This is a genomic window from Enterobacter cloacae complex sp. SYL001, assembly GCF_049237025.1.
Lineage (GTDB): Bacteria > Pseudomonadota > Gammaproteobacteria > Enterobacterales > Enterobacteriaceae > Enterobacter > Enterobacter intestinihominis.
The window spans coordinates 1-21,846 of record NZ_JBMKJI010000009.1 but is presented as its reverse complement, the minus strand read 5'-3'; the positions used below and the strand labels follow the sequence as shown (position 1 = coordinate 21,846).

The window sequence follows — 21,846 nt, the reverse complement described above, 5'->3', positions numbered from 1 at the left end:
GTACGTCAGGCCCCTCACGGCGTGTGAGGGGCGCAATCACAGCGTATTACTTACCGCCCAGTCCTTTTTTCGCCAGCTCCTCTTTGAAATTATCGCGGGTGATCAGCACCACATCGGTTACTTCGGTGAATTTCGGCGGCTCAACCCCCTTGGTCACCCAGTTGTAAAGCATTTCGCTGGATTTATAGCCGTGGACATCCGGGCTTGGCAGCAGAGAGCCGTAGAAGCCGGTCGCCTGCGCTTTAGACAGTTCGCTCACGGCGTCCACGCCGTTGATGCCGATCCCGATAATGTCCGGTGCTTTAAAGCCCTGGCCTTCCGTTGCACGCACGCCGCCCAGCACGGTGTTATCGTTCATCCCCACCACCAGCCAGTGTTTCACCTCCGGATGCTGGACGAGCATGGAGTTCGCCGCATCAAAGGCGCCCGGGATATCATTGGATTTGGTCGGGACTTTGTAGATTTGTTTTTCCGGGAAGCCAGCCGCTTTTAGGGCGTCCATTGAGCCCGTGGTACGACGACGGGCGGTATCCAGCTCGTCAGCGGTAATCGCCATCACGGCGGTCTCTTTTACATCCCAGCCGCGTTTTTGCATCTCTTTATAGAGCTCCTGGCCCTGACGCTCGCCGATTTTGGTGGCCGCCATCATCACCAGCGGAACGGTATCCATCGGTTTGCCTTTGGCATTCACGAACTGATCGTCCACCGCAATCACTTTCATGTCATAACCGCGCGCTTTCGCGGCAATCGCTGAACCCAGCTTTGGATCCGGCGTACAGATAACGAAACCTTTCGCGCCGCTCGCCGCCAGGCTATCAATGGCGTTAAGCGTTTTCTCGCCGTCAGGTACGGCGATTTTAATTACCTCAAATCCCAAATCTTTTCCGGCTTTATCAGCAAATTTCCATTCGGTCTGGAACCACGGTTCTTCCGGCTGTTTAACCAGAAAACCGAGCTTTAAATTTTCAGCGATAGCGGATTGTGACATAACGGCAGCCAGGCCGATGGCCGCCAGCGCTTTAGTAAATTTGTGCATGGTAAACTCCAGCTTTTGCATTCTTATCTGTAGGGAATAATGGCGAACAACTTATTTAATCGGACTTAAAACAAGGCATTAGCGCTTACCTCGTCATAAGCGTTATTGCTGGTGATAGTTTTAGCGGGAAATTAATCATCCATAAGAGAGCGACATCACACCGCAGAATTACAGTAATTGCGTACATAAATTCAGCGAAAAATGACATAAAAAAGGACGTAATTGTCCTACAAATGGAAAGGAGTTAAGCAGGATTATCCATAAGGTCAGCTAAGAAATCCCTGTAACCCGGACGCCTTAGCGTCCGGCAGAAATTTACCAGCGGTAATAGATGTGTTCAGCATGATCGCGCACGGGGGCGTCGTCGCCCAGCAGACGCGCAGAGAGCGTCAGCGCAAAGTCAAAAGCGTGCCCCAGCCCCTTGCCGCTGATGAGGTTGTTATCCTCCACGACCGGCGCATCCACATATACTCCATCATCAACGGTCTGCCAAAGATCGCCGGAACAGACGTAGCGCCGCCCCTTCAGTAGCCCGTTTGCGCCCAGCACCCGCGCAGCCGCAGAGCAGATCGGGCAGATGAGTTTGCCGTGCTCGTCATGCGCGGAAACAAAGCGTATCACCTCCTGGTTAGCCGCAAGATTGATACTCCCCTGCGGCCCACCGGGTAACACGACCGCGTCATACAGCGTATTAATACGTTCCGTTAATGTACTGTCAGCCACCATGGGGATATTGTGGTAACTCACTACCGCACGGGACTCCGCGCAGGCCAGCGTTTCCACCTCAATCTGCAAGCGACGCAGGATATCAACTGTGATAATCGCTTCTGCTTCTTCAAAACCAGGTGCCAGCAGCATCGCAACTTTTGTCATCATAAACCTCTACGGGTGAAAAGATATAAAACATCGTTTCATTTTCCAGATTTGTTAGATAACAATCTTACGACGCGATCACAGAACCGTATATTGCGGGAAAATTGATTTAGCTCAAATTTGCTACAGCAGGATATATTTGCAGTTATTATTTCTGATTTAACACTTTCACAGAATTTCCCGCCACAGAAGGTTTCCTGAAACGATAAAAATGGGAAGCACTGATTTTAATATCATTAAAAACATAAAGATAAAAAATATTATATCTCGTCACCTGTTTTCTGTTCTGCGCTATATTTAAATTTGTAATGTATGGTAAACACAGCCCAACTAAGAGTTTTCTTAATTCCAAGAGAAGCGTATGCTTATTTAAATCGAACACAGGACGTGAATTTTCGAGTTTGTTTACCTTGCAGAAATCTTTTTCTGTTATTCAATCGTCAGTACCTGCCGGGTCAGGTTTCGTAGTGGACATCAAGTCCCACAGTCAATAAGGATATGAGTATGACTACCCAAACGATGATGCAAAAACTGAATGCCCAGATGAACCTGGAGTTTTATGCTTCAAATCTGCATCTGCATTTGAGCGCCTGGTGTTCCAGAAAAAGCCTCAACGGCACTGCCACCTTCTTTCGTACTCAGGCGCAAAGTAACGTCACGCACATGATGCGTGTCTTTAACTTTTTGAAAGCCATCGGCGCCAATCCCACAGTCAAAGAGCTTGAAACGATTGAAGATAATTACTCCTCTCTGGAGGAACTGTTCCAGAAAACGCTTGAAGAGTATGAGCAACGCTGTACAAAGCTGAACAAGCTGGCCGATGAAGCCAAAGCGCAACAGGACATCATTACCCTCAAGTTTTTACGTGATATGGACAGAGAGCAGCAGCAGGATGGCATGCTGCTGAAAACGCTCGCAGACGAAATCCGCAACGCGAAACGCGCGGGGATCTGTCTGGAGCAGACGGACCGCCATCTTCTCGACATAGCTACCGTGCAACACCACTAAGTTCCTTCACCCGCTCCCGTCAGGGCTGAGAGTTCCCCACAAAATAATGCCTGCACAGACGGCCCCCTCTCCCTTGAGGGAGAGGGCTGGGGTGAGGGGGAACATACGGCTCTGGTGGTCATTCCGTTCACTTTATGTTCCTTGCTACTCTGTCACGGCATAACCGGTGAACGTGCCAGGGTGGCTCAGTCGCCACCACCCTGGCGACCCGGGCTTCCGGCGGAAAATCGCCGCTTCGCGGTACCTTCGGCTTATTCCTTCCGGCTTATCGGGGACGGGCGGAGGTAACATCCCTGTAAAGCCCGCCCTCTCGGCGCATCCCTGCGCCTCGCCCCGGCCTACAGGAAACGCCTCAGCGATTTACAGCCGGACCGAGGCATCGCTGAAAGCCTTCAGTTATTCTGAAGGCAACGTTATCGCTTTTGCTTTCAAATTACTGGGGATCCCTCAGCCCGTCAGGGAGTGGGTGCCAACTCCCTGCTTTTGCTGACATTTAACAAATCAGATCTTGCTCCCAATGAATAACCACACATCGTGTAATGATTTGTTTAATTACATTCATTAACGAGGGAGCATTATGATCACCATTGAGTTTATTGTCATTATCCTCTGCCTGCTGGTAGGTACCCGCTTCGGCGGGATGGGCCTGGGGCTGATAAGCGGCATCGGCCTGTTTATTTTGAGTTTTGTCTTTGGTCTGCAACCCGGTAAACCGCCGGTTGACGTGATGCTCACGATCCTCGCCGTCATCGGCTGCGCGGCAACACTACAGACCGCCGGTGGCCTGAACGTGATGATGCAATTCGCAGAGCGCCTGCTGCGAAAACATCCCCAGCACATCACCCTTCTCGCGCCGTTTACCACCTGGATGTTGACCTCTCTCTGCGGGACCGGCCACGTCGTCTACACTATGTTTCCCATTATCGCGGATATCGCCCTGAAAAAAGGCATTCGCCCGGAACGGCCGATGGCGGTGGCCTCGGTGGCCTCACAGATGGCGATCACCGCCTCCCCCGTTTCCGTGGCCGTCGTTTCGCTGGTCTCAATTCTGGGTGCGCAGCACGGTATCGGCCACGCGTGGGGGATCCTTGAAATCCTCGCCGTTTCCGTACCGGCCTCACTGTCTGGCGTCGCCATTGCGGCACTGTGGAGCCTGCGCCGGGGGAAAAACCTCGCAGACGATCCTGAATTTCAAGAAAAGCTGAAAGATCCGAAACAGCGGGAGTTTATCTATGGGGGAACGGAGACGTTGATGGATCAGCGTTTCCCTAAACAGGCCTACTGGTCAACGTGGATCTTCTTCGCCGGGATTGCCGTTGTGGTCCTGCTGGGTGCGTTGCCCGAGTTGCGTCCGGCGTTTGAGATCAAAGGCAAAATGACGGCCCTGTCGATGAACCTTGTCATTCAAATGATGATGCTTATTGCCGGGGCCATCATGCTGATGACCTGTAAGGTTAATGCGTCGGCCATTTCAAACGGAGCGGTATTTAAGGCGGGGATGGTCGCCATCTTCTCGGTGTTTGGCGTGGCATGGATGAGCGATACCTTTTTCCAGGCGCATCTCGACGAACTGAAAATGGCACTGGAGGGGGTAGTGAAGAGTCATCCCTGGACGTATGCCATCGTGTTGTTTCTGGTGTCGAAACTGGTCAACAGCCAGGCCGCGGCCTTAACCGCAGTCGCCCCGATGGGGTTGATGTTAGGCATCGATCCGAAAATGCTGGTGGCCTTCTTCCCGGCCTCCTACGGCTACTTTGTGCTGCCCACCTATCCGAGCGATCTGGCCTGTATTGGATTCGATCGCTCCGGCACCACCCGCATCGGTAAATTCATCATCAACCACAGCTTTATTCTGCCGGGCCTGATTGGCGTCAGCTGTGCCTGCGTGGTGAGCTATCTACTGGTGCAGACGTTCTTTTGAACCTTCTGCGGGCGACAGACTCTGTCGCCCTTCGACGTAAAATCAGAAAACGGTTTCTAATTTTAAAACATCGGTTTATTTTAGTGTGACTCACCCTGCGGCGTGAAGCGCAGTTCAATCAGCGCGATCGCTTTCTGGATCGCGCGGAGCGTAACCGGGTCCGCCGCAGCAGGATGATTGGTGAAATCGATGTTTTTTAGCTGGGTCGACATCTTTTCGCGTACCTCAACCGGCGCGATAACGTCAATCACATCAAGGATTTGTTTGATAACCAGCTGGCAGGCGACGACGTCAGATACCAGTTCCTGATCGGCGCTCAGGTTTTGTGACATGGGGTTCTCCTTATTCAAAGGCCGCCATAGTAGCAAAACAGACGCCCTTCCATCTCCCTCTCGTCGTCCGCAGACATAAAAAAACCTGCCGAAGCAGGTTTTTTTATCAGAACATCGCACCCGGTGGGACGTCTTTAAACGTTGTGCAGTAGTTAGCCCACATGCTTTTCAGGATTTTGCGCAGTTTCATTATGTTGCTCCAGTAACGTGTTATGCAGGTGTTATTATCAATACGCTTATAATATGACCACCATCACAAAAATCAACCATTTTGTGACCTGCATCACGGTTAATAAACCCTCAGTGCTGCCGGTTTGTTAAAAAAGGCATGATAAATCCGCACGTTACAGACTTATAAATTCCAGTAAATTTTTATAAAATTTTTTGAGCGGGCAGGAAGAGAATGAGTGAAAACGTATCCGGCAAAGAGAGCCGTGGATTATCGCCTGCGGCACTGCTGGTGGCCGGTGCTTTCTTTATGGAGTTTCTGGACGGGACGGTGATCGCCACCGCATTGCCGGATATGGCAAAAAGCTTCGGCGTACAGGCCGTGGATCTGAATATCGGCATCAGCGCCTACCTGATCACCCTTGCCGTGCTGATCCCCGCCAGCGGCTGGATCGCCGACCGCTTCGGCGCGCGAAAAGTATTTGCCCTCGCGCTGGCGATCTTCACGCTGGCCTCGGTATTTTGCGGCCTGTCCACCACGCTCGAGGAGTTTGTCGCAATGCGCGTCTTCCAGGGCATGGGTGGCGCGCTGATGGTGCCTGTGGGTCGCCTGGCCGTGTTACGTACAACGCCAAAGCATCAGCTCATCACGGCAATCGCCACCCTGACGTGGCCTGCGCTGGTCGCGCCGATCATCGGCCCGCCGCTGGGCGGGTTCATTACAAGCTATGCCGACTGGCGCTGGATCTTCTTTATTAACGTGCCGCTGGGGATAATCGCCATTTTGCTGGCACTGCGAATCATTCCAGACCTGCATGAAGATACGCGCCGACCGTTTGATTTACCGGGTTTTGTGGTCACCACCCTTGCCATGGTGAGCCTGGTTTATGCGATGGAGTTGATGGGCGCAGAGCCTCTGCGGACAGGATTAACCGCCACGCTGTTTATCGTCGGTGTCGCCGCGTTGAGCCTGGCGCTGCGCCACTTTAAGCGGGCAACCTGGCCGATGATCAGGCTCGATGCGATGCAAGTGCCGACGTTTCGCGTCACCCTGTACGGCGGATCGCTGTTTCGCGCCTCCATCAGCGCGGTTCCGTTCCTGTTACCGCTGATGTTCCAGGTCGGCTTTGGCATGGACGCGTTCCATTCTGGCCTGCTGGTGCTGGCCGTTTTCGTAGGCAATCTCACCATTAAACCGGCGACGACGCCCCTGATCCGCAGCCTGGGGTTTAAGCGGCTGTTGCTGATTAACGGTTCACTGAATGTCCTGGCGCTGCTGGCCTGCGCCTTTCTTACGCCGCAGACTCCTGTGTGGCTCGTCATGCTGATCCTCTATCTGGGTGGCGTTTTTCGTTCGATCCAGTTTACAGCCATCAGTACGCTGGCCTTTGCGGATGTACCCTCTGCGCAGATGAGCTATGCCAATACGCTGTTTTCAACCGCAACGCAGCTTGCCGTGGGACTTGGGATCACGCTCGGGGCAATTGGTATTCGTATCGGGGAAAAAGTCAGTGAGACGATGGGGATTGCCGGCATGCCGGGAATGAGCTTCCGGCTGGCATTTGTGGCGATCGCGCTGATCTGCCTGGTGGGAATGGTTGACACGCTGCGTCTGACCAAAAATGCAGGCAGCGCGGTATCATCGAAAAAGTAAGGCTCTGTGCCGGGCGGGCAACGCACCGCCCGGCAAAGGAAATCAGCCAACAATACCGCGCACGAAGGCTTCGATCTCTTTGTCCTGGCAGTTCTCGAAGAAGCACTGCTGGAAGCGCTGGCCTGAGACGGCGGTTTTAACCAGCTCAGGATCGATTGCACGCAGGGTATCCAGATAGTTTTCTTTTACCACCGCCGCTTTCACCTGGTTCAGAATACCGGCGTTACGCACCTGCGGCTCCTTACGCTCTGGTGGATAGCCTTCGCCATTGCGTCCGGTAAACGCTTTCTCAAAGATAAAGCGTACGTTCAGTTCTGCCCCCCAGCCGAAGCCCTTCGCAAACGGCAGAGAAAGCGCGTTACCGTTGTTGATTTGCGCGAACAGGAAAGCATCCGCAGGATCGATGCAGTAACCGCAAATCACACCCGGATGGATGTTCAGGGACATTAACGCGCCCTGCCCGGTACCGCAGCCGGTGACAACAAAATCAACGGCTTTTGCGTTAAGCAGAATGCTCGCCATGATGCCCAGGTGAATATAAGTGAGATGATGATCGTTCTCATCACTCATACCGACGTTATAGACCGGGAAACCTTTCTCATCAGCAACGGCTTTCAGCTCATTAAGGATGATGGGATTCTTAGCGGCCTGGCTGTTTTCCATCATCAGTGCAATTTTCATCTTGTCTCTCCTGAATGCATGGCGGGCGATCCCGCTGTGGATACCTTTTCAACTTAACCTTACTATCAAACAAACACACTTTCAAATTAAGTGAAAACTTGTTTTAAAAAACAAAGATGCGCTCACAATTTCGCGCGGTGGCCCGGCTCGTTGTAGAGTGAAAGGGCAGATCCTCCGGCTATTCCGGCCATTGCGTCCCGTCGCGTTGGTTACAATGGCGTATTTCCCGTCACGCAGAGTGAAACATGAAACGTGTAATCATAGCCGGAACGATCCTGTTGCTCGCCGGGTGCAGCATCAACCGTCAGGCAGAAGTCAGTAGTACGGATGCCCCAAACGGAATTGTGCGCCTCGACTATGGCCAGGCCATGCTGCAAAACGCCTGGTCTGATGACTATGTTAATAACGGTACGGCAACAAAGGCCTGCCAACACATGGGCTACGCCTCCGCGTCAGCCTACGGGCAGCCGATTAAAACCTGCACCCTGATCAGCGGTTCATTCTGTCTGAACGAAAGTGTGACCATTCAGTATAAATGTCAGGGATATGCCGTTACCTCTTCCAGCCAGAATCCGTGGTATTAACCGCGACTGCCAGTCACGCTGGCAGTTTATTTAATAAGAACAAAAATAATTCTCATTAATAAATACAAATGGCGGCAATGCGTTTTATTCCCATTCGTATTTTTAATAAATAAATATTTATTTTACTTTTTGCAAATAATTAAATAACAAATTATAGTGTCGCTCATCGTGAACCAGAATTAATAAACCGGAGCTGCACCATGTTAAAAACTGAAATGATCGACAAGCTCAATGCGCAAATGAATCTTGAGCTATTTTCTTCCCTGCTTTATCAGCAGATGAGCGCCTGGTGCAGCTATCACAGCTTTGAAGGGGCTGCCGCCTTCCTGCGTCGTCATGCCCAGGAAGAGATGACGCACATGCAGCGTCTGTTTGATTACCTGACGGACACCGGCAGCCTGCCGCGCATTGATAACGTGGTATCGCCTTTCGCCGAGTACGGCTCTCTTGATGAACTGTTCCGTGCCACCTATGAGCACGAACAGCTGATCACCCAGAAAATTAATGAACTGGCTCATGCCGCCATGACCAGTCAGGATTATCCAACCTTTAATTTCCTTCAGTGGTATGTGGCTGAACAGCACGAAGAAGAGAAGCTGTTTAAATCCGTGCTGGATAAATTATCTCTGGCAGGTAAATCCGGGGAAGGTCTGTACTTCATTGATAAAGAGCTGTCGACGCTCGACACGCAGAATTAATAGAAAAGCGGTGCTGAGTTTTCAGCACCGCTTTATTCAATGACGGCAAAATTTACTTTCGTGCGTGGAAAATCCGTCTGCTGCCGGAATGAATTTTCCGCGCGCCGCCAGAAACGCCACCAGCTCCGCGGCTGTCATTTCCGAAGCTGAACAGGTATGGAAACGCGCCGCTTCGCCAAAGCGGGCATGTATCGCCTCAACCAGACTCTCCTTCGTATAACGCTCACCTGACTCAATCATCATATTCAGCACGTCGTGTCCGTGAATTGACATCATTACCTCTCGCAAATAAAAAGCAGACTAAATGCTCCCTCCACGGCACGCTTTGCGCTGGCGCAGGTTCCCCCTTTCTTTTTGTAAATTAATCATTACACCCTATGTAACGGTGATTTGACGAGATGGTGCTTTTCCCTTACTCTGCGCCGCAGAATGAGTCGCGGTATGGAAGCGTTGTAGAGGAAAGCGTGAAGAACAGAACTCTGGGAAGTATTTTTATCGTCGCCGGAACGACAATTGGCGCAGGAATGTTGGCCATGCCGTTGGCTGCCGCCGGCGTCGGGTTTGGGGTTACCGTAGTGCTGCTGGGCGGTCTTTGGGCCCTGATGTGTTACACCGCGCTATTATTGCTGGAGGTTTATCAACATGTCCCTGCCGATACCGGCTTAGGCTCCCTGGCTGCACGCTATCTTGGACGCTACGGGCAGTGGATCACCGGTTTCAGCATGATGTTCCTGATGTACGCGCTGACCGCCGCCTACATCAGCGGCGCCGGGGAGCTAATTGCGTCAAGTATCAATGACGGCTTCGGTGCGTCGCTTTCACCGGAAACAGGCGCCATTGTCTTTACGCTGATCGGTGGCGGTGTGGTTTGTGCGGGCACGTCGCTGGTCGATCTGTTTAACCGTTTTTTGTTCAGCGCCAAAATTCTCTTCCTTGTTGTGATGCTGGTGCTGCTGGCACCGCATGTGCACAAGGTTAACCTGCTCTCCCTCCCGCTGGAGAAAGGTCTGGCGCTTTCGGCCATCCCGGTGATTTTCACCTCTTTCGGTTTTCATGGCAGCGTGCCGAGCATCGTGAGCTATATGAACGGGGATATTCGCAAGCTGCGCCGCGTCTTTGTGATCGGCAGCGCCATTCCGTTGATTGCTTACCTGTTCTGGCAGCTGGTGACGCTGGGCAGTATTGATTCCACCACCTTTATCGGCCTGATGGCAGAGCATTCTGGTCTGAATGGATTCCTGGTTGCCCTGCGTAACGTGGTGGCCTCTTCACACGTGGAGCTGGCGGTACATCTGTTTGCAGACCTGGCGCTGGCAACCTCCTTCCTCGGCGTGGCGCTTGGCCTGTTTGACTATATGGCGGATCTGTTCCAGCGTCGCAATACCGTTGCCGGACGCTTACAGACGGGGGCGATGACCTTCCTGCCGCCGCTGGCCTTCGCGCTCTTTTATCCGCGCGGGTTTGTGATGGCGCTGGGGTATGCTGGCGTGGCGTTATCGGTACTGGCCCTGCTGCTGCCTTCCCTGCTGGCGTGGAAGAGCCGCCAGCAACATCCGCAGCAAGGATACCGCGTGGCGGGTGGTAAGCCGCTGCTGTGCGTGGTGTTTGGTTGTGGGGTGGTGATTATTCTGGTGCAGATTTTGATTGCAGCGGGGATGCTGCCGGAAGTGGGATAACTTATTTATACAGGTCCTGAGGTACTGTTCCGTTCACCTTAAGATCAACAGAATATGATTTTTTCACAGCATGTGAACGGGATAAGGGGGCCGCCGCGGCCCCCTTATCAATCCCCGCGGCCCCGCGGAAAATCGGTGCTTCGCACTGCGCTCACCTCCCGACCATCTGCCTGCGGTCGGCTCAACTCGACATCCTGTCTCGATTCGCCTCTGGCCGCCATCCATGGCGTCCAGCCCTTGTCATCTGGTCTCCGGTTCGCCGATTTTAGCGGGGACTCAACACCCGTGCCCCATTCAGGCCACAGTAATTAATGATTTAATGCAGGCAGCAACTCTTAAACTTCTTCCCGCTCCCGCACGGACACGGATCGTTACGTCCCACCTTCGACCCGTTCACGATCGGCTTTTTCGCTTCCGGCTGCTGCGGATTAGCCACCCAGTAGTTGTACAAACGCAGCGCCGCAGGCTGAATGCTCTCGATGCTGGCCATATACTCCTCTTCGGTCAGCGCATCCAGCTTCTCGCTGTTCTCTTCCGTTCCGTGCAGGGCAATCACCGCCAGATCCGCTTCCAGCGCTTCCGGCAGGGATGACCAGTCCGTCAGCGCCACGCCGCGCATGTAGCCATAGCACCACTCTTCCACTACGGTATAGCTCTGACCGTCAACGTCGTTATAGCCAAACAGCGGTTCAAACTGATCCGGGTATTCGCTCAGGCGCTCGGCAATATCGTTCATGTGCTTAAAGCAGAGATCGATAAAACGGTTCATCTCACGATCGTTTTTCCAGCGCGGAATATACTTCTCGCCACCCCATACCGCCACCAGCCAGGTGTCGGGCTCCACCACAACGGGACCGGAAAGTACTGCGGTAAGCATGCCGTCCAGTTCGGACACGTCAATCACGGATGCATCGTCGTGTCCGTAAGAGATTAATGTCTCTTCCAGCCACGCCATCTCGCTTTCATTTAATGGGCCTTCAGCCATTGCTGATACTCCTGATAAAAAAAACGATCCTGACATATATCGCCGCGCATGCCTATCTGAAGTTTAGGTCTTTATTGCTGCAAAAACGTGCAAATCGTGACCGTTGCACAACTTATGGGCTTTGTTGTTAAGGAGATGTGATCTCCGCTGTAAATTCATCTCATCCCGCAAAGGCGCATAAAACGGCGCTCTATACTCAACGTGTTGTGACCCGGTCAAGGGATTAACCATTCTGGCAACCTTTTTGCTTAATGTTCTGCGCGCTTCGCGGTGCGTGGGATCCTCGCCGTATTAAGCACGAGATTGCTTCTAAAGTGCATTTTGTTCTCGCTCTTGTTTTTGGATTTACGATGCCATCAGGCGTTCGGGTTTATACCTGGTGCAAAAACCTCTTTGCTAAGGAACATAATAATGTCGCTGAAATTTACCAAAACTCCCCTCTCCCTGTTGCTGGCCGGTTGTCTGGTGACGGCCTTTTCTGCACAGGCCGATATCGTGATCGGCGTGGCCGGGCCGTTCACAGGCCCGAACGCAACCTATGGCGATCAATACTGGCATGGCGCTACGCAGGCGGCGGAAGACATTAACGCCGCTGGCGGGATCAACGGTGAGAAAATCAAACTGGTTCAGGGCGATGACGCCTGCGAACCCAAACAGGCCGTTGCCGTCGCCAACCGCTTAGTCGATCAGGATAAAGTGAAAGCGGTCGTCGGCCACTTCTGCTCCTCGTCGACCATGCCCGCCTCCGAGGTCTATAGCGATGCCGGGATCCTCTCCATCACCCCCGGCTCAACGAACCCGCTTATTACCGAGCGGGGCATGAGCGATATGTTCCGCATGTGCGGACGTGACGACCAGCAGGGCCAGGTCGCCAGCGATTTTATTCTTGATAAGCTGAAAGCCAAACGGGTCGTCATCATCCACGATAAAGACACCTACGGTCAGGGGCTGGCGGACGCCACTAAAGCGGCGCTGGCGAAACGCGGCGTTAAGGAAGTGATGTACGAAGGGTTGTCCCGCGGGGAGAAAGACTTTAACGCGCTGGTGACCAAAATTGGCGCACAAAAACCAGACGTGGTGTTCTTCGGGGGCTGTCACCCGGAAGCGGGCCCGCTGGTTCGCCAGATGCGTGAACAGGGCGTGCAGGCGAAGTTCTTCTCGGGAGACTGTATCGTCAATGAAGAGATGGTCACCGCCGCCGGTGGGGCGCAGTACACCAACGGTATTTACATGACCTTCGGTAAAGACCCGCGCCTGATCCCGGACGGAAAAGCCGTCATCGAGAAATTCCGCGCCGGTAAATTTGAACCAGAAGGATACACCCTCTACGCCTATGCGTCTGTGCAGGCTATCGCAGCGGCATTCAAGGCCACGAAAGGGACGGATTCCGCAAAAGCCAGCGAGTGGCTGAAGGCCAACCCTGTCGACACGGTGATGGGTAAAAAAGCCTGGGACAGCAAAGGTGACCTCAAAGTGTCTGACTACGTGGTCTACCAGTGGGACGACAAAGGCAAATATAAAGAAGTGCCATAACGGGACGGAATCTGCTCAACGCCGGCAGGTCTGACTGTCGGCGTAACCCTTTATTCAGGTGCGCGACCATGAGTACATTCTTCCTGCAACAATTAATTAATGGCTTAACGCTGGGTTCGGTCTATGGTCTTATCGCCATCGGCTACACCATGGTGTACGGCATCATCGGTATGATCAATTTCGCCCACGGCGAAGTGTATATGATCTCCGCCTATCTCTCGGCCATTGGCCTGGCCCTGCTGGCGTTTTTTGGACTCCACTCCTTTCCGCTGCTGATCCTGGGAACCCTGGTTTTCACCATCGTGGTCACCGGCGTTTATGGCTGGACGATTGAGCGCATCGCCTATAAGCCGCTACGCAATTCGACGCGTCTGGCGCCGCTGATTTCGGCCATCGGGATGTCGTTGATACTGCAAAACTACGTCCAGCTCAGTCAGGGCCCGCGGCAGCAGGGCGTACCGACCATGCTGGATGGCGTGCTGCGTTTTCACCTCGGCGAAGGGTTTGTCCAGATAACCTATACCAAAGTCTTTATTCTCATCGCCTCGTTCGCGGGCATGCTGGTGCTGACCTGGATTATCAACCGTACCCGCTTAGGGCGCATGTGCCGTGCGGTGCAGCAGGATCGTAAGATGGCCTCCATTTTGGGTATCAACACCGACAGAATTATTTCGCTGGTGTTTGTTATCGGCGCAGCCATGGCCGGGCTGGCGGGCGTGCTGATCACCATGAATTACGGCACCTTTGATTTTTACGTCGGGTTCGTTATCGGCATCAAGGCCTTTACGGCGGCGGTGCTGGGCGGCATCGGCTCTCTGCCCGGTGCGATGCTTGGCGGGCTGATTCTGGGCGTCGCAGAAGCGCAATTCTCCGGGATGGTGAACTCGGATTATAAAGACGTGTTCTCGTTTGGATTGCTGGTATTAATCCTGATCTTCCGTCCTCAGGGGCTGCTGGGCCGCCCTGTCGTGGCTAAAGTGTAAGGAACAACGCGATGACCTCTGACGGCTTTTCCCTGAAGCGCTGCATTCTGGACGCGATTTTTTCCGGAATGATCGCCCTGATTATTTTCGGCCCGATTGCGGGCGTGATACTGGATGGTTACAGCTTTAACTTTGACGGCCAGCGGCTGGCGTGGATTGTAGGCACGGTGATGCTGGGACGCTTTTTGCTGAGCGCCTTTTCAGCTACGGCGGCCGGAAGACGTTTACAGGCGCGGTTTGAATCCGACAATGCGGGGGTGTATGTCCGGCCACCGGCGTATAAAAGCCGCATGCGCTGGATCATTCCGCTGATTGTCACGCTGGCGATCTGCTTCCCGTTTGTGGCCACAAAATACGTTCTGACGGTCGCTATACTCGGACTGATCTACGTCCTGCTCGGTCTTGGGCTGAACATTGTCGTTGGCCTGGCAGGGCTGCTGGATCTGGGTTATGTCGCCTTCTATGCCATCGGCGCTTACGGGCTGGCGCTCGGGTATCAGTATCTGGGGCTTGGGTTCTGGAGCATGCTGCCGCTGGCGGCGCTAATGGCTGCGGGCGCGGGCGCCCTGCTCGGCTTTCCGGTGTTGCGCATGCACGGGGATTATCTCGCCATCGTCACGCTCGGGTTTGGCGAGATCATCCGTCTGGTGCTGAACAACTGGCTTACCTTCACCGGCGGGCCTAACGGCGTTTCAGCCCCTGCCCCGACCTTTTTTGGCCTGGAGTTTGGCCGACGCGCCAAAGAAGGCGGCGTCCCTTTCCACGAGTTCTTCGGCCTGACCTATAACCCCAACATGAAGTTTATTTTCATCTATGCAGTGCTTTTCCTGGTAGTCATGCTGGTGCTGTACATTAAACACCGGCTGACCCGAATGCCCATTGGACGGGCGTGGGAAGCGCTCCGTGAGGATGAGATTGCCTGCCGTTCCATGGGGCTCAACCACGTTCTGGTCAAACTCTCGGCCTTCACCCTGGGCGCATCGACGGCAGGTATCGCCGGGGTGTTTTTTGCCACCTGGCAGGGGTTTGTTAACCCCACCTCTTTCACCTTTTTTGAATCGGCCCTCATCCTCGCGATTGTGGTCCTGGGCGGGATGGGCTCCACCGTCGGCGTCGTACTGGCCGCCTTTGTGCTGACCGTCACGCCGGAACTGCTGCGCAGCTTTGCGGAATACCGCGTGCTACTGTTTGGCATGCTGATGGTGGTGATGATGATCTGGCGTCCTCGCGGTCTGATCCGCATCAACCGCAGCGGATTTGCCGTGCGTAAAGGAGTGGCGCCATGAACGTAACGATTTTGCGTGTAGAACATCTGATGATGCACTTCGGCGGGATCAAGGCCTTAAACGACGTCAATTTTGAGGTGCAGCGCGGCTCTATTACTGCACTCATTGGGCCTAACGGCGCGGGAAAAACAACCGTCTTTAACTGCCTGACCGGTTTCTACCGGGCCTCCGGCGGCAACATTCTGTTCAATGCACGAAATAAAACCACCAATGTCATTCAGGTGCTCGGCCAGAAACTCCAGCCGGGCGACTGGCTCAGCCCGGCGCAGCTTGGTCAACGCCTGTTCTATAAGATGTTTGGCGGCACGCATCTGGTGAACCGCGCGGGTCTTGCGCGCACGTTTCAGAACATCCGCCTGTTCCGCGAGATGTCCGTTGTGGAAAACCTGCTGGTGGCACAGCACATGCGCGTCAACCGCAATCTGCTGGCGGGGGTGCTGAACACCCCTGCGTATCGTCGGGCAGAGAACGAGGCGCTGGGCCGGGCGTTTTACTGGCTGGAGGTGGTGGATCTGGTAGATTGCGCGAACCGTCTGGCCGGGGAAATGTCCTATGGCCAGCAACGACGCCTCGAAATCGCCCGCGCCATGTGCACCGGCCCGGAGATGATTTGTCTCGATGAACCTGCTGCCGGCCTGAACCCGGTGGAGACGCACAAGCTGAGCGAGATCATCCGGTTCCTGCGCGACCACCACGACATCACGGTTTTGCTGATCGAGCATGATATGGGGATGGTGATGGGCATTTCAGATGACATCATTGTGCTCGATCACGGCGATGTGATTGCCAGAGGTAAACCGGCTGAGATCCAGCACAATGAAAAAGTGATTGCCGCGTATCTGGGCACCGACGAAACCGAGGTAAATCTGTGAGCGCACCGATGCTTCAATTTCATAATGTGGACGTTTTTTACGGGGTGATCCAGGCGTTGAAGCAGGTTTCACTTGAGGTAAACAAAGGGGAAACCGTGGCCCTGATTGGCGCTAATGGCGCGGGGAAGTCAACATTACTGATGTCTGTCTTTGGTCAGCCCCGGATCCGCAACGGGCAGATCCTCTTCTGCGGCGAGGATATCAGCCACAAATCCACCCACTATGTTGCCACCGGCGGCATCGCGCAGGCACCTGAGGGACGACGCATTTTCCCGGATATGTCTGTAGAAGAGAACCTGCTGATGGGGACAATCCCCGTCGGCAATCAGCATGCAGCTGAAGATATGCAAAGCATGTTCGACCTCTTCCCTCGCCTCAAGGAGCGGCGTAACCAGCGGGCGATGACGCTCTCCGGCGGTGAACAGCAGATGCTGGCTATTGCCCGGGCACTGATGAGCCGTCCTAAACTTCTGCTGCTGGATGAACCCAGCCTCGGCCTCGCACCAATCGTGGTTAAACAGATCTTCCAGACGCTGCGCGAACTGGCCCGTAACGGAATGACGATTTTTCTGGTCGAGCAGAATGCCCACCACGCGCTGAAGTTGTCCGACCGCGGCTATGTGATGGTTAACGGGCAGATTCGGTTAAGCGGCAGCGGCGAGGCGTTGCTAAAGGATCCGGAGGTGAGGAAGGCGTACCTGGGCGGCGTGTGAAGCCTGGAGGCTATAGTGAGAAAAACTCACAGTGATTGCCATTATTAATCGTTTTTCTGATGCGACCGCATTCAAATATCATCTTTACGACCCGCCTTTGCGCGGGTCGATAAAACGTTCAGCCGCAAACTGAATAATAATGATAAGAGGATCCGGGGCAAATATGACACTTGATGCGTTATATCAGTTAATGAAAACTGTATTACCACCTGACACCAATTCAGCCGATGATTTAGAGGATTTTATGGCCATGCTTATGGCGACGAAACATCACTCAGAGGCTCTGTCACCGTTTTCGCAGCGCGTATACATGCTGTCCGTTGCCCATCGCGACCCTAAGCAAGCGGCTGCGCTGATTTCAGCCTGTCATCCTGAAGCAGGAAAGCCCCTTCCGCTGCTCGACTTCTCCGGCTGGCCGCACGTGCGTTACGCCACGTCGGGTGAATTACAGACGCCTGAGACTGAAGAATATTTTCACAGGATCTCGTCTGCCGCCACGATATTACGCGGTGCAATTATTGACGCTGAGCAGCAGAAAAACACGCCAGCATTTTATATTCTGGATAAGGTACTCAGCCTGAACAGCGCTTTGCCAGAACGCTATAAAAAGATGGCCAACATCTCTTACTCATAACGGTATTAATAAACCCGGCTTTCATCGTATTCCAGGTAATCGATATCCAGAGCCGGAACGACCGGGGTATGGTTTTGCAGCCAGCCCAGAAGGTGCTGGATGCTCTCTCTTTTGAGCGAATTTTTTGGCCAGACGAGGTAGTAACCATCTCCCGTCGCGATAGCTTCCCTGAACGGCAGGCCCAGCAGGCCGCTTTTCAGGGCATCAAGCGTGAGATGCAGGTCGGCGATAGCGATGCCGTGCCCGTTCATCGCGGCGATACTTCCCTGTTCAAGGGTATCGAACACCATGCCGCTGCTCATATCGAGCCCCGGAAACAATCCTGTTCTTCGCAGCCAGCGCCGCCAGTCACGTCTGTCCGGTGAAGGATGGATCAAATCACATTGCGGAAGCCGTTGCCGGGCCGGTTCGATAAGTGATGGAGTACAAACCGGGATAAGCCATTCATGAAAAAGCAGCTGACTTTCCGTTGTGTCACCAAAACGGCCATTACCAAGAAGGATGGCGCAGTCGTAGGGCTCAAGATTGAAATCAACGGTGTCAATGTCCATCCAGACGCTGGCAATCTCAACCTGTGGTTTTGCATGGTTGTTGCGAAAAGATCGCAGCACGTCGAGAAGCCATCTCATGGTCAGGGTGCTGGGTGCTTTTAACCGCAGCAGATGATTTTCACTGCGAAATGCCCGGCAGGCCCATTCAATGCTCGTGAAGCTCTCGTTCAGCTGTCCGGCAAGCACTCGCCCGGCTTCAGTGACCTCCACGCGAGGACCTTGCCTTTTGAAAAGCTCGCAGTCGAACCACAGTTCAAGGGTACGAACATGTCTGCTGACCGCACCCGGCGTAATATTGAGCGTTTCAGCGGCTTTACTGAAGGAGTTCAACCGCGCAGCAACTTCAAACGCACGCAGTGCATACAATGGCGGTAAAGACATAACGTCCCTTAAATGAAAATTTCATTATGCTAAAACTTGTTCCGGGGCAACGCCAGCAAGTAAATTATGGAGAAAAACAATGATCCCCAATATACCGAGTCATATCGATATGGGTCAAAATCGATATGCAAAAAGCTGCGGACAAACTCGTAGCCATTAGCAAAGATGTTTATCTGAACGGCTGCAACAGCGATTACAAACACCATATATGCGATAAATAGCGGGTATTTATGCAGCCTGTTAACTTTTAGTTTCCCGAGATAAAGCAAGAAAAAAATTGCAACAGATACAACAAAATAGACGATGGCAGGCCAAACGGGTGGATGAAGCGAAAATTCTAATTCTTGTGACATAATCAATTCTCTTTAGCTATCTGGTACATCTGCCATCCCGTAATGCTCCCAGTGGTCAAATCCAGCGCCATTGCCGTTTTAGATGCCTCTTGCCAACCGTAGTTCATATCCTGTCCGTTCGAGAGCTTGTCGCCGGAGAACAATGTTTTGATCATTTGTTGATACCCTTGCCCAGCCCATTTGCAAGCTCTTCCACTTTTTCTAAGGAAAATCCAAATGAAGTTATCTGCGAAGCTGCCGCAGGGCAATCGATGAAACGGAGATATAAGAATTTACGCGATAAGGAAACGCCCTCAACGCATAATGATCGAAAAATTATGGTTGTGCATGGGTCAGGCACGAAAAATAAGATTTGTTGTCAGGAAGGGGGAATTGCAGGCACAAAAAAACCACCTTTCGGTGGTTTCACGACACTACTTATTGCTTTGATTATTCTGCTGTTCCCATAGTAGCCGGAGTGGGACTTGAACCCACACAGCGCGAACGCCGAGGGATTTTAAATCACGCGTGTTATCTATAATAATCAAACACATACGCTTATTTTTCGCCATTAATTCATAATTTTTAGATCAGAAGAATCAACTACTTACGGGTATCGAAAAGTCATAATGGCGAAACTTTTTCGTGCCGCGCACCAACATGGGGTGTCGGGGGTCGGAGGTTCAAATCCTCTCGTGCCGACCAAAAACATATTGAAAACCAACCTCTTATGGCTGGTTTTTTGTTGCCGTAAAATTAAGATGGCGAAACGATGGTGAAATGATGGCTTAACCCTGCTTTAAATAGCTGGGCAATCATCGTTCCCGATCCTGTTAAGACTATGCGTCAGCACGCCAAAAACCTCCACGTCATCCAGCGCGTCGCCTTCTATAGCTTCACCATCTTCAGTGATCAATGCCGACCCGTATAGCTTTGCAAACTCGTTCCTGTTATCCATTCTTACCAGTAGCGTATCGCCCTGCTCTGGCCTCATGGCAACGTTAATGACAGCCCAGCCGCATGACGTTTCTATTACCCTGCAATTCCCGTCAATTCCGCACAGCAGATCGATGGTCAATCGTTGTTCCTGGTAATCCATAGCAGGTGAAGGAAACCCCATCAGAAAACCCTCTCCATGTTTCGCAATATCCAATAACGGTTATCGCTTCCGTCTGTAGTTTTGTCGGCGAAGTCAGGCTGGTTACGTTCAATCCATGCGTTTGCATCGCCACGACTGAAGTGCCAGTTCTTCTCTCTTAACTTGAAAATGAATACGTCTGTTCGAAGACAGAGATAGCCTTTTATATTCTGCTGTATAGCCTCAGTAAAGGCGGCTTTGATGTCTGCTTGGCGGGGCATATTTTCCTCACAACAAATACTGTACATACATACAGTGTAGCTACTTTATAGGAAATTCAACCCTTAACTATTCATTGAGTTTAAATGCTTGTTGGGGTTAAAATTTCTTCATAAGGAGATTACATGCTCAAAATTTTAACTATGGTTGCTCTTTCAGCCAGTTTTTTTGCTCACGCAGACATGTACACTGATTTCAAAGGCGATGAATCAGCAGGAAGTTTTTACGGTGTCACCAATAAACTGATTCACATGAGACTTTCGCAGATTGATGATGAGGAAGCCAGTAAGACGATCATCATGTTTGGAGACTCCATAACTCAGGGTCTCAACCCAAACGGATTACATTTTGACTATGTAAATGCTGGCATTGGTGGGGATACAGTTCACGGAATTAAAGCCAGGGTTAAGGGCGAGGACTTAGGCAGGTATCGGGCCGTGTTCATTGAGTCTGGCACGAATAATTTATTGATGGGTGAGATCGGATCGCAGGTTGGTGACGAGATAGTCGAGATGATTGAGTATGCAGCTCCGAAGTCGAAGAAGCTGTATGTCTCTCAGGTCTTCGTGCCGAACAGGGATAAGATAACTCACATCGCAAAAGACGCTCCGCTTGCAGACTATAAAATCAAGCTGACCTGCGCGAAGTTTAAAAACTGCGTTGTAGTTCCACTCCCGGCAGGTGTCATAGGAGAGAATGGGATCAAGCCTGAATACTCGCTCCCAGACTCAACCCATCTTAACGGTAAGGCTTACGCATTATGGAAAGATGAGCTTAATAAAGCTATGGCTAGCTTCCCATATTCCGTATATTACAACTACTTCAAGTAGGGGCCAGAGGCCCCTATTCTAATTCAGAAGCTGACCTTTAATCTTATCGACAAGATATGCAGAAGATGCGGGGGTAAGGTGTCCCCAGTCAGCGGCAGATAAGTCTTTCACCCCGTCACCGACCCTGGTTATACATCCCTGCTCGTTACACATCTCATTGAGGGCAGAAATGTACTTCACCCCATGAGGCTCAAGGCCAGATTTGAGCGCCTCATCCCATGTGAACATGCTTTTATCAAGTTCAAAGTCCATATACTTTGGCGGGTAAGTATGAAACTCATCCCAGTACTTCAGCATTACAGCAACAAGATTTTGTTTCCACTGTGGCACCGGACCGATAACAATGATTTTCGATTCCGGGGAAACCCTCTTTATAAGATTTATGGTATCAAGAATACCTGCAACCGCTTCCTGAGGGATCTGAATTGAGTTAACACCTGTCATCATCCAGGTTATCACAACGCGCTGAGGCTTCATCGCTGCAACGATATCAAGCTTCTCCTGATTGACGGTAATCATGTCTTTTTTATTATCAGCCAGGGTGGCGTTACGGAAGAAAGGCGCACCATTTCCATCAGTAAACTGCTCGATAGAAAATTTGTGGTGATCACTCTTCTGAAGTGCAACGAGACCTGGATAAAGAGCGCCTGCGTATGTAGTGGTCAACTAAAACTGGCCACGGCTTTAGATTTTTTCCAGTATCGGTTTTCCGATTCGTTTGGCGGTAACCCACCGTTATAGTCATGCGGCCTGAGCGA

The 21,846-nt window shown here is 52.3% G+C and carries 26 protein-coding genes; 13 read left to right on the top strand and 13 right to left on the bottom strand.

What is annotated here, in order from left to right; all coding sequences use genetic code 11:
* Positions 1–46 precede the first annotated feature (46 nt).
* Both araF and ACOTZP_RS10950 read right to left on the bottom strand, forming a co-directional pair.
* A complete protein-coding gene (gene araF / locus ACOTZP_RS10955; protein ID WP_023300466.1) occupies positions 47–1,036 on the bottom strand; it encodes an arabinose ABC transporter substrate-binding protein AraF in 990 nt (329 codons plus the stop codon).
* A 315-nt stretch (positions 1,037–1,351) separates the two neighbouring features.
* Entirely contained in the window at positions 1,352–1,909 is a 558-nt protein-coding gene (locus ACOTZP_RS10950; protein ID WP_271075248.1) for a DJ-1/PfpI family protein, read from the bottom strand.
* A gap of 504 nt (positions 1,910–2,413) precedes the next feature.
* On the opposite strand from ACOTZP_RS10950, the gene ACOTZP_RS10945 reads away from it, so the two are divergent.
* On the top strand, positions 2,414–2,917 hold the full coding sequence (locus ACOTZP_RS10945; RefSeq protein ID WP_022648520.1) for a non-heme ferritin-like protein: 504 nt from the start codon (positions 2,414–2,416) through the stop codon (positions 2,915–2,917).
* A gap of 577 nt (positions 2,918–3,494) precedes the next feature.
* Complete coding sequence (locus ACOTZP_RS10940; RefSeq protein WP_271074896.1) at positions 3,495–4,838, top strand: anaerobic C4-dicarboxylate transporter; 1,344 nt, start codon at positions 3,495–3,497, stop codon at positions 4,836–4,838.
* An 80-nt stretch (positions 4,839–4,918) separates the two neighbouring features.
* On the opposite strand, the gene ACOTZP_RS10935 is transcribed toward ACOTZP_RS10940, so the two are convergent.
* Positions 4,919–5,170 carry a DUF2766 family protein gene (locus ACOTZP_RS10935; protein WP_003859683.1) on the bottom strand — a complete coding sequence of 84 codons (252 nt, stop codon included), beginning with the start codon at positions 5,168–5,170 and terminating at the stop codon, positions 4,919–4,921.
* Between the two features lie 106 nt (positions 5,171–5,276).
* On the bottom strand, positions 5,277–5,360 hold the full coding sequence (azuC, locus tag ACOTZP_RS10930) for a stress response protein AzuC (RefSeq protein WP_003859682.1): 84 nt from the start codon (positions 5,358–5,360) through the stop codon (positions 5,277–5,279).
* A gap of 213 nt (positions 5,361–5,573) precedes the next feature.
* On the opposite strand from azuC, the gene ACOTZP_RS10925 reads away from it, so the two are divergent.
* Positions 5,574–6,992, top strand: a complete 1,419-nt coding sequence (locus ACOTZP_RS10925; protein WP_032676179.1) for an MFS transporter — start codon at positions 5,574–5,576, stop codon at positions 6,990–6,992.
* 42 nt (positions 6,993–7,034) lie between these two features.
* Here ACOTZP_RS10925 and ACOTZP_RS10920 read toward each other — a convergent pair whose 3' ends face one another.
* A complete protein-coding gene (locus ACOTZP_RS10920) occupies positions 7,035–7,673 on the bottom strand; it encodes an RpiB/LacA/LacB family sugar-phosphate isomerase (protein ID WP_003859680.1) in 639 nt (212 codons plus the stop codon).
* A gap of 245 nt (positions 7,674–7,918) precedes the next feature.
* Here ACOTZP_RS10920 and yecR point away from each other — a divergent pair, with 245 nt between their 5' ends.
* Positions 7,919–8,257, top strand: coding sequence for a YecR family lipoprotein (gene yecR, locus ACOTZP_RS10915; RefSeq protein WP_045622428.1), 339 nt, complete (start codon positions 7,919–7,921; stop codon positions 8,255–8,257).
* Between the two features lie 200 nt (positions 8,258–8,457).
* Complete coding sequence (gene ftnA, locus ACOTZP_RS10910) at positions 8,458–8,955, top strand: non-heme ferritin (RefSeq protein ID WP_022648525.1); 498 nt, start codon at positions 8,458–8,460, stop codon at positions 8,953–8,955.
* Positions 8,956–8,991: 36 nt separating this feature from the next.
* On the opposite strand, the gene ACOTZP_RS10905 is transcribed toward ftnA, so the two are convergent.
* A complete protein-coding gene (locus ACOTZP_RS10905; protein ID WP_271074897.1) occupies positions 8,992–9,231 on the bottom strand; it encodes a YecH family metal-binding protein in 240 nt (79 codons plus the stop codon).
* A 188-nt stretch (positions 9,232–9,419) separates the two neighbouring features.
* Between ACOTZP_RS10905 and tyrP the strand changes: the two genes are divergently transcribed.
* The gene (tyrP, locus tag ACOTZP_RS10900; protein ID WP_032622450.1) at positions 9,420–10,631 is read left to right on the top strand and encodes a tyrosine transporter TyrP; all 1,212 of its coding nucleotides are present in this window, start codon (positions 9,420–9,422) and stop codon (positions 10,629–10,631) included.
* Positions 10,632–10,947: 316 nt separating this feature from the next.
* On the opposite strand, the gene ACOTZP_RS10895 is transcribed toward tyrP, so the two are convergent.
* A complete protein-coding gene (locus ACOTZP_RS10895; protein WP_003859671.1) occupies positions 10,948–11,616 on the bottom strand; it encodes a YecA family protein in 669 nt (222 codons plus the stop codon).
* A 411-nt stretch (positions 11,617–12,027) separates the two neighbouring features.
* On the opposite strand from ACOTZP_RS10895, the gene ACOTZP_RS10890 reads away from it, so the two are divergent.
* From ACOTZP_RS10890 to ACOTZP_RS10865, 6 genes are all read left to right on the top strand, one after another.
* Entirely contained in the window at positions 12,028–13,149 is a 1,122-nt protein-coding gene (locus ACOTZP_RS10890; RefSeq protein ID WP_023300472.1) for a branched-chain amino acid ABC transporter substrate-binding protein, read from the top strand.
* Between the two features lie 68 nt (positions 13,150–13,217).
* Positions 13,218–14,132 (top strand): ABC transporter permease subunit, encoded by a 915-nt coding sequence (locus ACOTZP_RS10885; protein ID WP_003859667.1) that lies wholly within the window; start codon positions 13,218–13,220, stop codon positions 14,130–14,132.
* Positions 14,133–14,143: 11 nt separating this feature from the next.
* Positions 14,144–15,418, top strand: a complete 1,275-nt coding sequence (gene livM, locus ACOTZP_RS10880) for a high-affinity branched-chain amino acid ABC transporter permease LivM (RefSeq protein WP_063146298.1) — start codon at positions 14,144–14,146, stop codon at positions 15,416–15,418.
* Positions 15,415–16,290: an ABC transporter ATP-binding protein gene (locus tag ACOTZP_RS10875; RefSeq protein ID WP_271074899.1), complete on the top strand. Its 876-nt coding sequence runs from the start codon at positions 15,415–15,417 to the stop codon at positions 16,288–16,290. Before livM ends, ACOTZP_RS10875 begins: the two co-directional genes overlap by 4 nt.
* On the top strand, positions 16,287–17,003 hold the full coding sequence (locus tag ACOTZP_RS10870) for an ABC transporter ATP-binding protein (protein WP_032622411.1): 717 nt from the start codon (positions 16,287–16,289) through the stop codon (positions 17,001–17,003). The genes ACOTZP_RS10875 and ACOTZP_RS10870 overlap by 4 nt, the downstream gene beginning before the upstream one ends.
* A 163-nt stretch (positions 17,004–17,166) precedes the next feature.
* A complete protein-coding gene (locus ACOTZP_RS10865; RefSeq protein ID WP_271074900.1) occupies positions 17,167–17,637 on the top strand; it encodes a hypothetical protein in 471 nt (156 codons plus the stop codon).
* 5 nt (positions 17,638–17,642) lie between these two features.
* Here ACOTZP_RS10865 and ACOTZP_RS10860 read toward each other — a convergent pair whose 3' ends face one another.
* The 5 genes from ACOTZP_RS10860 to ACOTZP_RS10840 form a co-directional block, all read right to left on the bottom strand.
* Positions 17,643–18,569, bottom strand: coding sequence for a LysR substrate-binding domain-containing protein (locus ACOTZP_RS10860; protein WP_271074901.1), 927 nt, complete (start codon positions 18,567–18,569; stop codon positions 17,643–17,645).
* Positions 18,570–18,598: 29 nt separating this feature from the next.
* Complete coding sequence (locus ACOTZP_RS10855) at positions 18,599–18,922, bottom strand: hypothetical protein (RefSeq protein ID WP_003859653.1); 324 nt, start codon at positions 18,920–18,922, stop codon at positions 18,599–18,601.
* 2 nt (positions 18,923–18,924) lie between these two features.
* Positions 18,925–19,077 (bottom strand): hypothetical protein, encoded by a 153-nt coding sequence (locus tag ACOTZP_RS10850; RefSeq protein ID WP_271074902.1) that lies wholly within the window; start codon positions 19,075–19,077, stop codon positions 18,925–18,927.
* A gap of 623 nt (positions 19,078–19,700) precedes the next feature.
* The gene (locus tag ACOTZP_RS10845) at positions 19,701–20,021 is read right to left on the bottom strand and encodes a hypothetical protein (RefSeq protein ID WP_404350057.1); all 321 of its coding nucleotides are present in this window, start codon (positions 20,019–20,021) and stop codon (positions 19,701–19,703) included.
* Complete coding sequence (locus tag ACOTZP_RS10840) at positions 20,021–20,260, bottom strand: hypothetical protein (RefSeq protein WP_271074904.1); 240 nt, start codon at positions 20,258–20,260, stop codon at positions 20,021–20,023. The genes ACOTZP_RS10845 and ACOTZP_RS10840 overlap by 1 nt, the downstream gene beginning before the upstream one ends.
* A 123-nt stretch (positions 20,261–20,383) precedes the next feature.
* Between ACOTZP_RS10840 and ACOTZP_RS10835 the strand changes: the two genes are divergently transcribed.
* Positions 20,384–21,088, top strand: a complete 705-nt coding sequence (locus ACOTZP_RS10835; RefSeq protein ID WP_271074905.1) for an SGNH/GDSL hydrolase family protein — start codon at positions 20,384–20,386, stop codon at positions 21,086–21,088.
* A gap of 18 nt (positions 21,089–21,106) precedes the next feature.
* Here ACOTZP_RS10835 and ACOTZP_RS10830 read toward each other — a convergent pair whose 3' ends face one another.
* Positions 21,107–21,754 (bottom strand): SGNH hydrolase domain-containing protein, encoded by a 648-nt coding sequence (locus ACOTZP_RS10830; protein WP_271074906.1) that lies wholly within the window; start codon positions 21,752–21,754, stop codon positions 21,107–21,109.
* Positions 21,755–21,846: the final 92 nt, after the last annotated feature.

Coding starts and splice junctions, on each gene's coding strand:
- ACOTZP_RS10850 (WP_271074902.1), bottom strand. CDS start 19,077: ATGATCAAAACATTGTTCTCCGGCGACAAGCTCTCGAACGGACAGGAT.
- ACOTZP_RS10940 (WP_271074896.1), top strand. CDS start 3,495: ATGATCACCATTGAGTTTATTGTCATTATCCTCTGCCTGCTGGTAGGT.
- ACOTZP_RS10885 (WP_003859667.1), top strand. CDS start 13,218: ATGAGTACATTCTTCCTGCAACAATTAATTAATGGCTTAACGCTGGGT.
- ftnA (WP_022648525.1), top strand. CDS start 8,458: ATGTTAAAAACTGAAATGATCGACAAGCTCAATGCGCAAATGAATCTT.
- ACOTZP_RS10890 (WP_023300472.1), top strand. CDS start 12,028: ATGTCGCTGAAATTTACCAAAACTCCCCTCTCCCTGTTGCTGGCCGGT.
- ACOTZP_RS10950 (WP_271075248.1), bottom strand. CDS start 1,909: ATGACAAAAGTTGCGATGCTGCTGGCACCTGGTTTTGAAGAAGCAGAA.
- ACOTZP_RS10855 (WP_003859653.1), bottom strand. CDS start 18,922: ATGTCACAAGAATTAGAATTTTCGCTTCATCCACCCGTTTGGCCTGCC.
- livM (WP_063146298.1), top strand. CDS start 14,144: ATGACCTCTGACGGCTTTTCCCTGAAGCGCTGCATTCTGGACGCGATT.
- azuC (WP_003859682.1), bottom strand. CDS start 5,360: ATGAAACTGCGCAAAATCCTGAAAAGCATGTGGGCTAACTACTGCACA.
- ACOTZP_RS10875 (WP_271074899.1), top strand. CDS start 15,415: ATGAACGTAACGATTTTGCGTGTAGAACATCTGATGATGCACTTCGGC.
- ACOTZP_RS10860 (WP_271074901.1), bottom strand. CDS start 18,569: ATGTCTTTACCGCCATTGTATGCACTGCGTGCGTTTGAAGTTGCTGCG.
- ACOTZP_RS10845 (WP_404350057.1), bottom strand. CDS start 20,021: ATGGGGTTTCCTTCACCTGCTATGGATTACCAGGAACAACGATTGACC.
- araF (WP_023300466.1), bottom strand. CDS start 1,036: ATGCACAAATTTACTAAAGCGCTGGCGGCCATCGGCCTGGCTGCCGTT.
- ACOTZP_RS10895 (WP_003859671.1), bottom strand. CDS start 11,616: ATGGCTGAAGGCCCATTAAATGAAAGCGAGATGGCGTGGCTGGAAGAG.
- ACOTZP_RS10835 (WP_271074905.1), top strand. CDS start 20,384: ATGCTCAAAATTTTAACTATGGTTGCTCTTTCAGCCAGTTTTTTTGCT.
- ACOTZP_RS10935 (WP_003859683.1), bottom strand. CDS start 5,170: ATGTCACAAAACCTGAGCGCCGATCAGGAACTGGTATCTGACGTCGTC.
- yecR (WP_045622428.1), top strand. CDS start 7,919: ATGAAACGTGTAATCATAGCCGGAACGATCCTGTTGCTCGCCGGGTGC.
- ACOTZP_RS10925 (WP_032676179.1), top strand. CDS start 5,574: ATGAGTGAAAACGTATCCGGCAAAGAGAGCCGTGGATTATCGCCTGCG.
- ACOTZP_RS10840 (WP_271074904.1), bottom strand. CDS start 20,260: ATGCCCCGCCAAGCAGACATCAAAGCCGCCTTTACTGAGGCTATACAG.
- ACOTZP_RS10905 (WP_271074897.1), bottom strand. CDS start 9,231: ATGATGTCAATTCACGGACACGACGTGCTGAATATGATGATTGAGTCA.
- ACOTZP_RS10865 (WP_271074900.1), top strand. CDS start 17,167: ATGACACTTGATGCGTTATATCAGTTAATGAAAACTGTATTACCACCT.
- ACOTZP_RS10920 (WP_003859680.1), bottom strand. CDS start 7,673: ATGAAAATTGCACTGATGATGGAAAACAGCCAGGCCGCTAAGAATCCC.
- ACOTZP_RS10945 (WP_022648520.1), top strand. CDS start 2,414: ATGACTACCCAAACGATGATGCAAAAACTGAATGCCCAGATGAACCTG.